Below are 15,968 nucleotides of genomic sequence, written 5' to 3'. Positions count from 1 at the left end.
TTTGTATTCCTCCACTTCTCTGTTAAAGGCTTTTATAGGCTGACCCCCAGGGGAATCGAACCCCTGATTCGACCGTGAGAGGGTCGCGTCTTGACCGCTTGACCAGGGGGCCAGATGTACGTTCATTAGCTGTCTTGCTAACTCACTTGCTTAGTATAGCGTACTTCTTTTCATTTGACAAGCCTTTTTTTTATTTTTTACTGCTTTTTTACTGCTCCTCTTCCGGAACTACGATTTTAAGTGCCTGTTTCGCATTTTTGATGCAGACACTGTCGTGCTCGCCGCCGAACTCTCCATCCAGCGTCCACGGGATTTCTTCCACTGATTCAAAATGGATCTCACCTGTCTTAAATGAATAAATGTGCTTCGTATTGATCTGGCTGCTCAGAAGCGCCCCGACGATCTCCTGAAGCGCGATTGGATTCTTCGGTGTCCGGATCAGGGTAACCTCAAATTCTCCGTCATCAAAGACCACATTCTTCCCGATCATATTACGGAAACCGCCAACAGATTTGGAATTCGTCACCATACCATAAATAAATTCGTCCTCGATCGTTTCTCCGTCATGTGTCACTTTTAATTTATATGACGGGATATCAAAAATTCTGGTTGCTCCTTCCAGCACATATGCCAGATGTCCCAGAACATTCTTCATTTCCTGCTTTGTCTCATAAGATACATCCGTGAAGAGTCCGAATGCTGCAATGTATACGAACACATCTCCGTTAAATCGTCCGATATCGCAAGGGAATTCTCTTCCCTCGGCTGCTGTACTTGCCGCCTGGAGAAGATTTTTCGGGATATGTAGACTGCTCGCAAAGTCGTTGGTCGTTCCTGTCGGGATGTAACCGACCGGAATCTTTTTTTCTCTCTTCATCATTCCGGTTACGACCTCATCAAGTGTTCCGTCGCCACCACTGCAGATCACACGGTCATACTCCTCTGTAAATGTCTTTACCTTATAATAAGCGTCTTTATATTTCTGCGTCGGATATACAACCACTTCATATCCTGCTTTTACAATAATGTCAATAATATCAGAAAGCTTCGGTTTTAAAAGTCCCTTTCCTGCATTCGGATTATAAATAAACAATGCTTTTTTCATACGTCCGTCCTCCTGTTATCTGTTCTTTCTTCTATAAGACCTGTCCACACAGCTCCTTACGGATACATGCATTATAGCATAAAGAGCCTGCTTTCGGCAGACTCTTCAATGTTTTATGCAATTATCTGTTCTTAACGTTCACAAGAAACCTTTCGATACCAGCTGCCGCTTCCTTTTCATCTGTTCCGTTCGCAACAACGGTGATTTCCTCTCCCGGCAGCAGTGTCAGACTCATCATCCCCATAATGCTCTTTGCATTGACTTGCTTCTGGTCAACTTCGATATATACCGAACTTGAATACTGACTAGCTTCCTGAACAAGAAGTGCAATCGGTCTGGCGTCTAATCCCTCGGACAATTGAATCTTAACAGGTTTTTTGATCATAATGTTCCTCCTTGCTTAGCCCTTATCTCTTCCGCCATTTCACTTAACTTGCGCAATCTGTGATTCACTCCGGACTTGCCTACCGGATTTTGCAGAAGTGCGCCTAACTCTTTTAAAGATGCCTCCGGATATGTAAGTCTTGTAAGGGCCATGTCCTTCAATCCTTCCGGCAGCTTATCGAGTCCTTTTGTTTCCTCAATATACCTTATATCTTCAATCTGCTTTACAGCAGCGGAAACCGTTTTATTGATATTCGCAGTCTCGCAGTTCACTTTTCGATTCACCGTATTTCTCATATCTTTCAATATACGGATATTCTCCAACTCCATCAGTGATTGATGTGCCTCCATCACATTCAGCACATCCACGATCTGAGCTCCTTCTTTCAGATAAACCACAAGTGTTTTTTTCCTTGATACAATCTTTGCATCCAGAGCAAAGCATCTCATTATCTTCTGAATCTGCTGTGCTTTTCCCATCGACGCACAGACAATTTCAAAATGATAGGACTTCTCCGGGTCGCTCATAGATCCCGATGCAAGAAAAACGCCACGCAAGAAAGCCCGCTTACAGCAAGTTTCCTGAATCACGACATTCTTAACTACAGAAAGCTCTTCTTCCACCTCTCCATAAGGATTGATCAGCTTTGCCGCCTGAAGAACCCTGACAGCATCTTCGTGTTTTTTTACAACTATATAATAGTAGCTGCTACCTTTTTCCCGGTTCACCCGAATAGCGATATCAACCACTATATTAAACGTTCTTCTCAATAAAGTAAAGCTTTTTCTTGCAACTGCCAGATTTTCCGTATGAATCTTAAGTGCTGCTTGACCTCTGCTGTCGATCATGACAGCCCCGCACATGCTGATGATTGCTGCAAGTTCTGCAATCTGGCAATGCCTTGCCGGACTTAGCTGGCGCGATATTTCTTCTTTAATATTTCCAGAAAAAGACATACTATCACCTATTTTGCTTTCGTAATTGCATCTTTCTCGATATCACGATGCTCTTTTCTTACACCGTACTCTTTTTCTGCCACAGACAGCCGTTCATACAACTCATTGGCAAGTGTCACGGAGCGGTGTTTTCCGCCGGTACATCCGATTGCGATCACAAGCTGGTTCTTTCCTTCTGCGACATAATTCGGAATCAGGAACTCAACCATGTCCACCAGCTTCTTCAGGAATTCTTTTGAAATATCGTTATTCATCACGTAATCCCTGACCGGCTTATCATTGCCACTCTGCGGGCGAAGTTCATCAATATAATACGGATTCGGAAGGAATCTGACATCAAATACCAGATCTGCATCACTCGGAATTCCATATTTAAATCCGAAAGATAACACGGTAATGTAGAGATTCTTGTATTCTTTATTCTCGGCAAAAATACGGTTCAGTTCACTGCGCAGCTCCCTGGTCAGCATCCGGCTTGTATCCAGGATGTAATCTGCCCTTTCTTTTAAAAAGGCAATCTTCTTACGTTCTTTGGCGATCCCGTTCTCAATTCTGCCGCCCTTTGAGAGTGGGTGGTTCCTTCTTGTCTCTTTATATCTTTTCACCAGTGTATCATCATTCGATTCAAGGAAAAGAATCTCCAGTGGTATCTTGGCTTTTTCAAGTTCGTCCAGAACCTGGTCCAGTGCACGCAGATTCTGACCACTGCGGATATCAAGTCCCAGAGCGATCTTCGTGATCTCACCATTTGGAACGATCAAAAGTTCTGTCAGTTTTGTCATTAAAGGAATCGGCATGTTATCCACACAAAAATATCCCATGTCTTCCATCATTTTCAAAGTTGTACTTTTCCCTGCTCCGGACATTCCCGTTACAATTACGAATCTCATCCCTAAAATTCTCCTATTTGTTTCACTTCCGGTTCCATCGTAACACCGGTATCTTCTTTCACTTTCGCTGTTACCTGACGGATCAGCTCCATCACATCAGCCGCTGTCGCATTTCCTTTATTGATCACAAATCCACTGTGCTTTTCAGAAACCTGCGCTCCACCTACTGTAAATCCTTTCAGTCCGCTGTCCTGGATCAGTTTTCCTGCAAAATATCCTTCCGGACGCTTAAAGGTACTGCCTGCACTCGGATACTCCAGCGGCTGCTTCGATACCCGCTTCTGACGTAGGTCATCCATCTGCGCTTTTATTTCTTCTTTTTTGCCTTCTGTAAGCGAAATCACAGCACCCAAAACGATATATCTTTTCTCCGGAATAATGCTTGTACGGTATCCCAGTCCCAGTTCTTCTGCCGGAAGCTCCATGATCTCGCCCTCTTCTGTCATAACCCTGACACTCGTCAGTACATCCTTCATCTCTCCGCCATACGCACCGGCGTTCATCACAACCGCTCCGCCAAGCGTTCCCGGAATACCCGCTGCGAACTCAAATCCGGTCAGTGCTGCATCAAGTGCTGCATTTGCAATCTGCGCAAGCGAACATCCTGCCTGCGCCGTAATCTGATTTCCTTCTACCTGAAATGTTCCCATACTCTTATAAAGCTGGATGATCGCGCCTCTGAAACCTTTGTCTCCAACCAGAAGATTACTTCCATTTCCTACTATATATATAGGTATCAAAAATTTCCGGCACACCCGGACTGCCTCTGCCAGTTCCTTTTCATTCGATGGCATGATAAAATAATCTGCCGGACCACCGATTCGGAAGGTTGTATGCTTCTTCATCGGTTCATCCTTCTGTATTTTGGCTGCATCGACCACATTATACAAACATGTCTCAAAATTCTGTTCCATTCTCTTCTCCTAGTATCTATAAATATTCTATGCCATTCTTCTTTTTTTATTTAACAGGAAATTGCCATTGGACCTCCCGCCAAATAGAAGTTACTACGTGCCAAAGCACGTTTTAATATCATCCTCATATGATGTAAGTGTCAAAAATAAATTTTGGAACTTACATCATATGATACACCAAAAAATATGCAAGTTCAACGCGCTCTTGCAAAATTAAGTGAAATGCGATATAGTAAGGCATAACATAGAAATTTTATCAATATTTTCAAAAAGGAGTGATTTTTAACTGTGGACTCGAGTGTCTCGCAAATACTTATTTTGCTAGTCCTGCTGCTCTTATCCGGCATATTTTCGTCAGCCGAGACAGCACTTACAACCTACAACAAAATCCGGATGCGTGCCCTTGCAGACGAGGGTAACAAGCGTGCCAGCGCCGTACTTGCCGTAACTGAGAATTCAGGTAAAATGCTTAGCGCGATCCTCATCGGCAACAACATTGTTAATACTGCGGTAGCTTCCCTTGCCACCACAATCGCATACCGCCTTGGTGGAACCGCCGTCGCGATCGCAAGTGGGCTTATGACGCTTCTCATCATCCTTTTCGGAGAGATTACTCCGAAGACGATGGCAACCATTCATGCTGAGAAGATGTCTCTTTTCTACGCACCGGTTATCAATATTTTTATGAAGATCATGACTCCGATTATCTTCATTGTAAATGGTCTCTCCACCGGTCTTCTGATGCTTCTTCGCATCGATCCGAATGCCAAAGACAATACCATGACCGAAGCTGAACTCCGAAGCGTGGTAAATGTCAGCCATCAGGACGGCGTGATCGAATCGGATGAAAAAGAGATGATCTACAATGTGTTTGATCTCGGTGATGCCATTGCCAAAGACGTCATGGTTCCCCGTGTCAACGTAACTTTTGCTGATATTGACAGCAGTTACGATGAACTGATCGACCTGTTCCGGGAAGACAAATTCACCCGTCTTCCGGTTTACCAGGAGACAAAGGATAATGTTGTCGGAACGATCAATATGAAAGATCTTCTTCTTTATGACAATAAGAAAAGTGAGTTCCAGATTAAAGACATTCTCCGTGAAGCCTACTTCACTTATGAATACAAGAGCATTTCCGAGCTTCTTGTTGAAATGCGCCAGGCCTCATTCAATATCGCAATTGTCCTGGATGAATACGGTGAAACATCCGGTCTGATCACCCTGGAAGATATCCTTGAAGAGATTGTTGGCGAAATCCACGATGAATATGATGAGAATGAAGAAGAAAATATCAAAGCGGTAGGCAAACACGAATATATTATTGAAGGTTCTACCAATCTTGACGATCTCAATGATTCCCTGGATCTGAATCTGGAATCAGAAGATTATGATTCTCTCGGAGGCTTTATCATCGAAAAGCTGGACCGTCTTCCAAAAGCCGGTGACTCTGTTTCCACCGAAGACGGAATCCGTATGGTCGTAGAAAAGCTCGATAAAAACCGGATTGAGACAGTTCATCTGTATCTTCCGGAGAATTACCGCGAACATACGTCTGACTCGTTGGAAACTGACGACTAAGCAGACCTCCCGGGAAGAAATCCTGACAGATTTTTTCTTTATATTTTGCAGGATATACAATAATTTCAGGGCAGCCCAAAGTGGACTGCCTTTTTCTTTTTCGGATTTCGTTATTTTTTAAACAATTTTTTTAAGAAATATTGGTTTTTTATTGATTTTATTGCGTAATTATGTATAATTATGGTAAATGGGTGAAGGATTTTACTTCATCAGATGATAAAATCTGCGCTCACAGCTTTTATCATTTAACCATTTAACTAGAATTAGGAGAAAGAGGTTAATTGCAATGGCAGAAATCAATTTAAGCAAGTATGGTATTACTGGAACAACAGAAATCGTGCACAACCCTTCTTACGAATTACTGTTTGAAGAAGAAACAAAAGCAGGTCTTGAGGGATTTGAAAAAGGTCAGGTCAGCGAACTTGGTGCTGTGAACGTAATGACAGGTGTATACACCGGACGTTCCCCTAAAGACAAATTCATCGTAGTTGATGAAAACTCTAAAGACACTGTATGGTGGACTTCAGACGAATATAAGAATGACAACCATCCGGCTTCACAGGAAGCATGGGAAGCTGTAAAGGAGATCGCCAAGAAAGAACTTTCTAACAAGAAACTTTATGTTGTAGATGCATTCTGCGGTGCTAACAAAGATACACGTATGGCAATCCGTTTCATCGTTGAAGTTGCCTGGCAGGCTCATTTTGTAACAAACATGTTCATCAAACCAACAGCTGAAGAACTTGAGAACTTCGAGCCTGACTTCGTAGTATACAACGCTTCTAAAGCAAAAGTTGAAAACTACAAAGAACTTGGACTTAACTCTGAAACAGCTGTTTTATTCAATATCACAAGCAAAGAACAGGTTATCGTTAATACATGGTACGGCGGAGAGATGAAGAAAGGTATGTTCTCTATGATGAACTACTACCTCCCACTTAAGGGAATCGCTGCTATGCACTGCTCAGCAAACACTGATCTGAACGGCGAAAACACAGCTATCTTCTTCGGTCTTTCAGGAACAGGTAAAACTACACTTTCTACAGACCCGAAGCGTCTCCTCATCGGTGATGACGAACACGGCTGGGATGACAACGGAGTATTCAACTTTGAAGGTGGATGCTACGCTAAGGTTATCAACCTTGACAAAGAATCTGAACCAGATATCTACAACGCAATCAGACGTGACGCTCTTCTTGAGAACGTAACTCTTGATGCTGAAGGAAAAATTGATTTTGCTGATAAGAGTGTAACAGAAAATACACGTGTATCTTATCCGATTAACCACATTGAAAATATTGTACGTCCGATTTCTTCTGCACCGGCAGCTAAGAATGTAATCTTCCTGTCTGCAGACGCTTTCGGAGTACTTCCACCGGTATCTGTACTGACACCGGAACAGACACAGTACTACTTCCTGTCTGGATTCACAGCTAAGCTTGCCGGTACAGAACGTGGAATCACAGAACCGACACCAACATTCTCTGCTTGCTTCGGACAGGCATTCCTTGAACTGCATCCGACAAAATATGCAGAAGAACTTGTTAAGAAGATGGAAAAGAGCGGAGCAAAAGCTTACCTCGTTAACACAGGATGGAACGGAACAGGAAAACGTATCTCTATCAAAGATACTCGTGGTATCATCGATGCAATCCTGAACGGAGACATCTTGAATGCACCGACCAAGAAAATTCCTTACTTCAACTTCGAAGTACCTACAGAACTTCCGGGCGTTGATTCAGGAATCCTTGATCCTCGTGACACATATGCTGATGCTTCTGAATGGGAAGAAAAAGCTAAGGATCTTGCTGCAAGATTCGTTAAGAACTTCGCTAAATACGAAGGAAATGCTGCTGGTAAAGCACTTGTATCTGCCGGACCGCAGGCTTAAATGCAAAATTAGAAGATGGATGTGGGAGAGTTTCTCCTGCATCCATTTTTTTGTGTATACGATGAGCCAAGTGCAGATTTGTTCTTGCACAAGGATCTGCATTTGGCGAATGTACATCATCGAGCTGTCAATCGAGATGGTGTACAAAGTATACCAATCGAGTAGGCGTCAGCTTACTCGATTGTGCGAAGGGACGAGGAAGAGGCTGCAATAACCTCTCCCTCTGGTTTTTCAAGACAAAACAGAATGGAATGATTTATGAGAAACAGAACCCACAGCCATCTTCGGGCTGTGGGTTCTATTGACTGTTGAAGTTTGTTGGTTGCAGATATTCTTTTCGTACTTTTATAGTATGACGATAGTGTAATATCAACTACATGTATTTATGTAAAATAATTTTTTTCTGCAGTATATTTCTACTTCTCTTCTGGGGGAAGTTCTTCACCGGCTAGTTTTAGGATGTTGCTGATCTCATCTTCGGTGATGCCGGCGAATTCTTCCAGCTCGTCTACGCTGACTTTTCGGCCGAGTTCATCGGAAAGTTTTTTGATCTGTTCATCAAGGTCGTTGACTTTTTCTACCATGCGGTTATCTTGTTTTTTAGTCTCTTCCTGAGATTCAAGAAGTGCCTGCATGCTTTCTTTTGCCATGCTTAAAAGGGCTTCGGTATCATCTGCATGGTCTTCCATGGCGAGCATGAGTCCCATGTTGCCTTCCTGGACGAGATCTCCGATGTAGATATCTGCCCTGTGCATCTCTTTTGCCATGGTGAGGATTGCCGGTAGAAGTTCTTTTAATGGATCCCCATCTCTTAATCCTTTCAGATCCTGCTCGTAAAGGTTTAAATAATCCTGTTCTTCCTGGGTATATCGGATCGGTCTTTCGGTGTTTTCTGCATTTTTGATCGAACCACCAGCTTTGACGTAGCCTTTTACGATTACTTTCTTGGAAAGAAGATAATCAAATACAAGCTCCATCTGTTCTGCTGATAAATTGTCTTCTGCGAAGTAAACTTCGACTGTGGCTTTGTCTGTGATGTTATTCTGGCTTTCACACAGGGTAAGGATCCCTGAAAGTTTTTCACGAAATTCTAATCTTTCTGCCATATTTTGATTCTCCCGATTCTATAATATATGAATATATTTTTCTTGTTCTTCCGGTCAAGAAAGACAAGAAACGTAATCAACAAACTAATGATTGCTTTCCTGCAGCATATCGCTACAGACTTATCATAACATTATATTTCCTACCTGACAATTTATTTTTCTGCAATATAATGAGGATACCAGGGTCAAAAGGTCAGAAAGCCGATGCATGCTTGCTTGCAAGAGGATTTTTGACCTCTTGACCCACCAAAAACATGAGTAAGTAGCCATTTTTCAAAGAAAAATGAGCGGATTACGAATGTTTTTGAGGATTGCTAGAGTGCAAAGCACGTAGCATATTTTTCTTAATCGATTTCTCATTTTCACTTTTCAGGATATCCGACATATATTATATAAAGTTCATTTTTTGAGGTATATCTATGCCTGTATCTATCATGCTCGATGCCGGTCACGGAGGACGTGATCCGGGAGCTGTGTATAATGGTCGCCAGGAAAAGGATGATGTACTGAAGCTGGTGCTTGCGATCGGAGAAATTTTACAAAACAGCGGAATTGATGTGGAATACACACGGACAACGGATATTTATGAGACACCTTTCCAGAAAGCAACAGAGGCAAATGAAGCCGGTGTTGATTTCTTCATATCGATCCACCGGAATTCCAGTCCTCTTGCCAATCAGTACATGGGCGTGGAAAGCCTGATCTATAACCTTTCCGGCATCAAATATGAGATGGCGGAAAATATCAATGCACAGTTGGAGACAGTTGGGTTCAAGGATCTCGGAGTAAAGGCGCGCCCAAATCTGGTTGTCCTTCGCCGTACAAAAATGCCGGCGATTCTGGTCGAAGTCGGTTTTATCAATTCCGATTCTGATAACACAATTTTCGATAAGAACTTCAATGATATTGCGCAGGCAATTGCAGATGGAATCCTGGATACGCTGGAAGAAAAAGGGCTCTGGAAACCAGAAGGCGCAAGAAACCATTCGACCGCATCGGAATCCGGAAGGACTTCTTCTGACGCAGATACTTCTGCTTCCGTTTCTCCTGCTGACGGTTCTACAAAATCAGATGTTGGTACCCTGACAAATTCAGGCTCAGTCCCTGATTCTCCTTGTACGTCAGACTCTGCCCACATGAATCCGTCTGATGAAAATACAGATTCCGAATTTCCTAATTCTTCTCCATCTGTAACCTACAGTGTGCAGGTCGGTGCATTCCGAAATCCGGCGTATGCCAGACGGCTTCTTAACGAACTGACCGAAATGGATTTCCCTGCCCGGATTGATGACAACAGCCAGTATGACCGGGTTCTGGTTGGTCAGTTCGATGTATTGAATGATGCCGCCATGATGGAACGAAGACTAAAACAGAGCGGATATCCAACTGTGATCGTGAGTTTTTCTGAAGAAACCTGATTGATTCTGCAAAAAATTCACAAATTATTCTAAGTGCAAAAATAATATTGTTACTGTTCACAGTCAATGTCATTTACTTAGAAAAATTTCTTATCAGAAAAGGAATTTTCCTTTTTTTACCAGTAACTCAAAAATCTCTTCTTCTTTTGCTGATATTTTCCGTGATGAAAAAGATACAGAAACTTATTTTGAACCAAACAATAAATCTCCCAGAGGTTTTAATCAGATCCACATCAATGCACTTTAAGCCAAGTAAAAAGAACAGAAAAGATTCTCAGATACCAAAATCTTTTCTGTTCTTTTTTGTATATTATAAAGGATAGATTAGTACCTCCTCAGAGGTCATGTGTTCCCCTTGATAAAAGGGCTCAGTTCATTAAGGGCGAATGCTCTTTGCCAGTTCTTTCGCTTCTTTTGTCAGATTACAGATTTTCTCGAATTCGCCGTTTTGGATCAGATCTGCTTTTACCATCCAGCTTCCGCCGCAGCAGATGATCTTGTCAAATCCCAGATAATCTTTCAGATTCTGTGTTCCGATTCCACCTGTCGGCATAAAACGAAGCTGATTGTATGGTGCTGCCATTGCTTTGATCATAGCCACTCCACCTGCAGGTTCTGCCGGGAAGAATTTAACTACTTTCATTCCTCTTTTTACTGCCTGTTCCACTTCAGACGGTGTCACACATCCCGGGAAAATCGGAATTTCTTTTTCCAGACAGTAATTTACGATTTCAGGATCGAATCCAGGACTTACGATGAATTTTGCTCCTGCCTTAACAGCAGCATTTCTCATAGAATCCGTTTTCCTTGAGTTCCTCTAAGTTTTCTCCAAGCCTGTAAACGAACCTGTCTATCAGTTCCTTGATAAAAAGCGCGCTGAAAGAAAACCATATCTTGTTTACATGACCGCTGGTACCTTTCTAAGCCTTTCAAAAAAGCACATAAGTTATTTGTACTAACCTGTGGTTATGTATTGAATTATGGGTTTGGGGTAACAAAAAACACCGTATTTCTACGGTGCGTTCTGTCAGATATATTCTGTTTTATGATAGCAGAAAACTGGAATTCACAGTTCTTCCATCCTTCCCATCTTCAGCGCCATAACAAGAGTTCCGGCTGCCATCACAAAGACACCAATTTCAATCACATAGATGGGAAGAAGCGCCGGACCTGCCACGGCAAAGAAGTCCACGATAAAATGAATCCCATATGCAAGAACCGCTGTAAAAGCCGCTGTCCTGCATTTGCCTGCCTTTACCGCCCGGTAGATCAGCAGTGACAACCCGATATGCAGAATGATGGCACTGATTCTTTCGATTCCGCTTACAAAAAAGAGTGGTGCCGGTGTTGTCCATAGGGCCGACAGCTGTGACACGGTCTGGTTTGCAGACTCAGCAGGAAGTGCCGCCAGCGTATTCTGCATGGCTCCGCTGTTGATCATCAGCATGGACACAAGATTACTGATTCCGGAGAGTCCTCCGATCAGAATGGCCTCCACACCGCCATGCCCGATTCCATACATCAGTGCATTTGGAAAATCCAGCCATTTCTTCATCCAGAACTTCATGGCAATCAGTCTTCCGGTCTCTTCAAAAACCGCTGCAGCCAAAGCCGCGTACACATAGTAAAGCCATGGCCTGCTCTGTGCGTTCAGTCCGCAGAACTGAATGACAAGAACATGCAGCTGCTGCTCCAACAGCATGGCAAACAGCAGATAGGTTCCTGCTCCGATAAAGAACGAGGAAATCCTTGCCTTAAGCTTCACCCTTCCTGCAATGAACAAAGCAATCGGTACCCCCATCGAGAGGACAACGGAGCAGATAACTCCCGCTATCGCCAGACCTGATATTGTGTTCAATTCCATCTTTATACCTCCCTGATTCTCAAAAAATTCCTTTATTGTATTTGAACTGTCCATACAATATAAAGCCTAATCCGACAATAACTGCTGGAAGAATGATATAATCTATAATTATTTCACTCCAAAACGAAACAATAAAACCTAATACAAGAGATATTCCTATAATCAGCGTTCCTGTGCCGACTGTTTTTCCATACTTTGGTATATCTTCTTCCTTTACTTTTCGCCTGTTATAAGAGTGAATTGTGCTGATATTGCCTTTGATATTTACAATTCCCACAACAGATATGAACACTCCCAAAATCAACATTATAATATTTTCCATAATGACCTCCTAAAAATAGAATAGTTCCTCAAATTTTTTGTCCAATGCAATACAAAGAATTAGAGCCAATTTTGCAGTTGGATTAAACTGTCCTGTTTCAATAGAACTAATGGTATTTCTTGATACCCCTACCATTTCTGCAAGCTGAGCTTGAGAAAGATTTGCTTCTGTGCGAACTTCCTTTAAGTGATTTTTCAGTTGTAATTGTTCTTTCATATTCTCACCTCTAAAAGATGGCTAACAAATCCAACAAATGCCAAAATGGAAAGCACAAAAAACAGAACAGTCAAGACCAAATCGCTCTTTCGCTTCATTTTGATAAAACGAACTAACCATTGTGTTGCAATAATGCTGAAGTATATAACCCACGGGCTGTAAATCATAGTATGAGCAAGCACAGAAGATAACAGCGAAAGCAAACAACACACTAAAGCACCAACTCTGCTTGCGTGACTTCCGGCTTGATATACCACTTCCATTTCAGCCAAGTCCTTATTGCGATGTTCTTTTCTGCTTGCATTTAAGATTTCGTCCTTTTTCATAAAAACACCTCCATGCCAAGTTTTCTTTGCATATTTTAATTATATACATACCAAGTTTTCTTGTCAATAGAGTTCATAAAAAAGTTACAACCGATATAAGAGATAACTTTTCTACCACTTCGATTATACTCACGACTTAATGACTTCTTGAATACTTGCCGAAAAAGAAAAACTGCCATCGGTTTGACAGCAGTTCTTCTTCGGTTGGTATCCGTTAGGAATACACAATATCATTCAATACAATCTCATCGGCACAGGCTCGAATGTTATTCATTAATCCTATCCATCTCATCATATCCGTTGCTTTCAGTTCTTCCGTTACACCCTGCTTCTTTGCCATTTTCTTTATCAGATATACCGCCTGTTTTTTATATATTTTACATATTTTTTGCCAGATGACATCTGTTTTTATTTGCAAACATCTGATGTATTTTTATTTTTTCCACGTTCTGCCAGCATCTCAATAATCACTTGTCTGTTATCAGTCAGATGCATGCTCATCGCATAACTGCTTTAGCTTTTGAATCTGCTCTTCCGTTGCTTTTCTGCACGCCCAGGTTACAATCTCCGGTTCGATCATCAGACGTACATCAAACAGATCCAGTGCCAACCGATAACGGTCCTCCACATTTCCAAACCCGAGAACATCATTTTCCATATAAATGGTACTGATGACATAAGTTCCGTCTCCTCTGCGCACTTCCAGAACGCCTCTTGTGACCAGCCCTTTAACCGCCTCTCTTACCGTACTTCGTCCAACTTCAAATAATTCTGTCAGTTCACCTTCAGTAGGTATCCTCTCTCCTATTTTTACCGGTTTATCCAGAATATATTTCATCAGTCGATCCTCTGTCTTCTGTCCCAGTGTCCGTTTTACATCTTTTCCGCTTTGCTGCATTTCGTCACCTTCTGCTTATCCGCTTTCTCAAATTTTCGCATTTGTTTTTTCTTTTTTCAGCCCTGCATTGCCTGCCCTTCTCATTTTTGCTATACTGTCAATGTAGTTTCGCGCCATAGTTTCCGGCGTATCGTTATTTTGACTCAGGAGGAAATTTATGATCAAATTAGTTGCAAGTGATCTGGACGGCACTCTGCTTCACAACTATCAGCAGACTGTGCCGAAAGAAATATATGATACGATTAAGGCACTTCATGAAAAAGGGATCATCTTCACTGCCGCGAGCGGACGCCAGTATGCCAATATCCGCAGGCTTTTCGCTCCTCTCGGCTTCGACATTCCATATATCGCTGAAAATGGTTCCATGTGCGTCTATAAAGAAGAGGTACTCGCCACCGGTCTGACCCCATCCAAAACCATCCGGCATATTCTGGATGCCCTGATGGAATACCGGAAGATCTATCACACCGGACACTGTATCCTTTCTGTAAAAGATACTTATTACAGCGACTCAACCGATGAACGTTTCATTGATTATATGGAAAATGATATGCATAACATCGTTACCTACGTGCCGGATCTGTATGCGATCAAAGAACCGATCATCAAAGCAGCCATCTGTGATTTTGGTGGCACAAAAAATCTGGAACCCTTCTTCCACAAAAGGATCGGGGATGAAATCCGCGTTGTAACTTCTGCGGATCACTGGATTGATTTTATTGCGCCAAATGCAAATAAAGGAACGGCACTGAAAGTTCTAATGGAAAAATTCGGGATCAAAAAAGAGGAATGCATCTGCTTCGGAGACCAGCAGAATGATATCGAGATGCTGAAAGCTGCGGGAACAGCGTATGTCATGGCAACCGGCCACCCTCTCGCCAAAAAGGCGGCAGATTACGTTGTGGAATCACCTTTGCCGGTGATGCAGGGGTTGTTGTAGAGTGAAAATGGGGACGCTGCAGCTAAATAATTTTCTGAAACGAACAGCGCAGCTGAATGTTTCCGTCTTAACGGCATTTGAGACTTTTAGGGAATCTTAGGTTTTGAGAAGATGCGTTAGGGGAAGAAATCCACACTGTCTGAGCGACAGCGAGTTTGTGGATTTCTTCCCCTGTTTTTAGCATCTTTTCAAAATTTTAGAGTCCCTTAATGCCTCAATCCTGTCCGGCAAGATGGAAACATTCAGCTGCGCGTCCCTTTTGAACCAGCAAGCCTATATAACTCCCCCTATGCGTTCTCCCATCTTCACAATGGTTTCTGCTCCCTGCAACGTGTCCCGGATCAGATCACTGTCTGGCAAGACTTTATCTGGTTCCAGGAGCAGCACAACCGTTGAACCTCCGAATTCAAATCTTCCTTTTTCTTCGCCGCGTTTTACCTGACAGCGTTCTTTTTTATAATTTCGGATCTTTCCGACCATCAGTGCACCGACTTCCATCATCAGGACGGTGCCGAGTTTTTCATTTTTTACAAGACAGTATTCTCTGCTGTTCATTTTGTAGATTGGGCAGATATCATTTGCAATCGGATTTACAGTGTGAAAAATTCCCGGAATCCTTCTCTGATAGGTCTTTTCTCCATCCGCCACGTAGCAGTATCTGTGGTAATCGTCTACTGTAAGACGGATCACTACCGCCCAGCCTCCCATATAATGTCTGGCAAGCTTTGCATCGCGAATGAGGCTGTGGATTGTATATGGTGTATGTTTAATGAAGAATCGTCCGTTTTCGTGAATTGGATAGACACTCACTTTCCCGTCACATGGACTGATCAGTACCGTATCTTCCCTGTTAACCGGGCGTTCCTCAGCTTTTATTTTTCTGGTAAAGAAATCATTATAGGAATCAAATTTCTGTTTTTCATATTTGTTCAGATCGATCCCGTGGGTTCTGGCAAATAGTCCGGCAAAAACAGCAGACACTTTTGTATTCAACAGCTTCCCTCCCAGTCTGGATACTGCCGGCAAAAGAAGCGGGCGCATCAGTACTCTGGTTGCTGTATGGGTATACACAAATTTTAAAAACTTATCCTGACTGGTTGTCTTTTTTATCCGATGACCTTCTCTGTCCATGTAATCCATTTTTCTACCTCCTGTC

17 protein-coding genes, 1 tRNA gene and 1 pseudogene are annotated in these 15,968 nt (G+C 42.5%); 4 read left to right on the top strand and 15 right to left on the bottom strand.

Translation table 11 applies throughout. From position 1 onward, the window contains the following. Window positions 1-40: 40 nt before the first annotated feature. The 6 genes from PGW42_RS04220 to murB form a co-directional block, all read right to left on the bottom strand. A tRNA-Glu gene (locus PGW42_RS04220) sits at window positions 41-112 on the bottom strand. 96 nt (window positions 113-208) lie between these two features. After that, the gene (locus PGW42_RS04215; protein WP_117823391.1) at window positions 209-1,105 is read right to left on the bottom strand and encodes a diacylglycerol/lipid kinase family protein; all 897 of its coding nucleotides are present in this window, start codon (window positions 1,103-1,105) and stop codon (window positions 209-211) included. Window positions 1,106-1,226: 121 nt separating this feature from the next. After that, entirely contained in the window at window positions 1,227-1,490 is a 264-nt protein-coding gene (locus PGW42_RS04210) for an HPr family phosphocarrier protein (RefSeq protein WP_117558570.1), read from the bottom strand. Further along, window positions 1,487-2,446, bottom strand: a complete 960-nt coding sequence (gene whiA / locus PGW42_RS04205; RefSeq protein ID WP_117823389.1) for a DNA-binding protein WhiA — start codon at window positions 2,444-2,446, stop codon at window positions 1,487-1,489. The genes PGW42_RS04210 and whiA overlap by 4 nt, the downstream gene beginning before the upstream one ends. A gap of 8 nt (window positions 2,447-2,454) precedes the next feature. After that, complete coding sequence (rapZ, locus tag PGW42_RS04200; RefSeq protein ID WP_022219977.1) at window positions 2,455-3,336, bottom strand: RNase adapter RapZ; 882 nt, start codon at window positions 3,334-3,336, stop codon at window positions 2,455-2,457. Between the two features lie 2 nt (window positions 3,337-3,338). Then, window positions 3,339-4,250: a UDP-N-acetylmuramate dehydrogenase gene (murB, locus tag PGW42_RS04195; protein WP_117823387.1), complete on the bottom strand. Its 912-nt coding sequence runs from the start codon at window positions 4,248-4,250 to the stop codon at window positions 3,339-3,341. Window positions 4,251-4,538: 288 nt separating this feature from the next. On the opposite strand from murB, the gene PGW42_RS04190 reads away from it, so the two are divergent. Further along, the gene (locus PGW42_RS04190) at window positions 4,539-5,831 is read left to right on the top strand and encodes an HlyC/CorC family transporter (RefSeq protein ID WP_117834890.1); all 1,293 of its coding nucleotides are present in this window, start codon (window positions 4,539-4,541) and stop codon (window positions 5,829-5,831) included. Between the two features lie 286 nt (window positions 5,832-6,117). Next, complete coding sequence (gene pckA / locus PGW42_RS04185; RefSeq protein ID WP_055157751.1) at window positions 6,118-7,722, top strand: phosphoenolpyruvate carboxykinase (ATP); 1,605 nt, start codon at window positions 6,118-6,120, stop codon at window positions 7,720-7,722. A 416-nt stretch (window positions 7,723-8,138) separates the two neighbouring features. On the opposite strand, the gene PGW42_RS04180 is transcribed toward pckA, so the two are convergent. Continuing rightward, window positions 8,139-8,828, bottom strand: a complete 690-nt coding sequence (locus PGW42_RS04180; RefSeq protein WP_270202920.1) for a hypothetical protein — start codon at window positions 8,826-8,828, stop codon at window positions 8,139-8,141. A gap of 419 nt (window positions 8,829-9,247) precedes the next feature. Between PGW42_RS04180 and PGW42_RS16230 the strand changes: the two genes are divergently transcribed. Continuing rightward, on the top strand, window positions 9,248-10,246 hold the full coding sequence (locus PGW42_RS16230; protein WP_330676990.1) for an N-acetylmuramoyl-L-alanine amidase: 999 nt from the start codon (window positions 9,248-9,250) through the stop codon (window positions 10,244-10,246). Between the two features lie 376 nt (window positions 10,247-10,622). Here PGW42_RS16230 and eda read toward each other — a convergent pair. The 7 genes and pseudogenes from eda to PGW42_RS04135 form a co-directional block, all read right to left on the bottom strand. Continuing rightward, window positions 10,623-11,033: pseudogene (gene eda, locus PGW42_RS04165) on the bottom strand (bifunctional 4-hydroxy-2-oxoglutarate aldolase/2-dehydro-3-deoxy-phosphogluconate aldolase); the annotation flags it as partial. 279 nt (window positions 11,034-11,312) lie between these two features. Continuing rightward, complete coding sequence (locus tag PGW42_RS04160) at window positions 11,313-12,110, bottom strand: YhfC family intramembrane metalloprotease (protein WP_226854287.1); 798 nt, start codon at window positions 12,108-12,110, stop codon at window positions 11,313-11,315. Between the two features lie 19 nt (window positions 12,111-12,129). Beyond that, entirely contained in the window at window positions 12,130-12,432 is a 303-nt protein-coding gene (locus PGW42_RS04155; protein ID WP_008121271.1) for a hypothetical protein, read from the bottom strand. A 9-nt stretch (window positions 12,433-12,441) separates the two neighbouring features. Further along, the gene (locus tag PGW42_RS04150; protein WP_003865061.1) at window positions 12,442-12,648 is read right to left on the bottom strand and encodes a helix-turn-helix transcriptional regulator; all 207 of its coding nucleotides are present in this window, start codon (window positions 12,646-12,648) and stop codon (window positions 12,442-12,444) included. Continuing rightward, window positions 12,645-12,974: a DUF6442 family protein gene (locus PGW42_RS04145; RefSeq protein ID WP_005608366.1), complete on the bottom strand. Its 330-nt coding sequence runs from the start codon at window positions 12,972-12,974 to the stop codon at window positions 12,645-12,647. The genes PGW42_RS04150 and PGW42_RS04145 overlap by 4 nt, the downstream gene beginning before the upstream one ends. A 214-nt stretch (window positions 12,975-13,188) precedes the next feature. Continuing rightward, window positions 13,189-13,314 (bottom strand): TnpV protein, encoded by a 126-nt coding sequence (locus PGW42_RS16065; protein WP_242853390.1) that lies wholly within the window; start codon window positions 13,312-13,314, stop codon window positions 13,189-13,191. Between the two features lie 141 nt (window positions 13,315-13,455). Further along, window positions 13,456-13,872: a FadR/GntR family transcriptional regulator gene (locus PGW42_RS04135; RefSeq protein WP_330676987.1), complete on the bottom strand. Its 417-nt coding sequence runs from the start codon at window positions 13,870-13,872 to the stop codon at window positions 13,456-13,458. A 157-nt stretch (window positions 13,873-14,029) separates the two neighbouring features. Between PGW42_RS04135 and PGW42_RS04130 the strand changes: the two genes are divergently transcribed. Beyond that, the gene (locus tag PGW42_RS04130) at window positions 14,030-14,812 is read left to right on the top strand and encodes an HAD family hydrolase (RefSeq protein WP_055261699.1); all 783 of its coding nucleotides are present in this window, start codon (window positions 14,030-14,032) and stop codon (window positions 14,810-14,812) included. A gap of 273 nt (window positions 14,813-15,085) precedes the next feature. Here the strand turns inward: PGW42_RS04130 and PGW42_RS04125 are convergent, their stop codons facing one another. Then, complete coding sequence (locus PGW42_RS04125; RefSeq protein ID WP_270202921.1) at window positions 15,086-15,952, bottom strand: phosphatidylserine decarboxylase; 867 nt, start codon at window positions 15,950-15,952, stop codon at window positions 15,086-15,088. Window positions 15,953-15,968: the final 16 nt, after the last annotated feature.

It is taken from the genome of Coprococcus sp. TM115-187, assembly GCF_027679115.1.
Classification (GTDB): Bacteria; Bacillota; Clostridia; order Lachnospirales; family Lachnospiraceae; genus Allocoprococcus; species Allocoprococcus comes.
The sequence above is the reverse complement of the archived record's forward strand: the minus strand, read 5'-3'. Positions and strand labels throughout refer to the sequence as shown.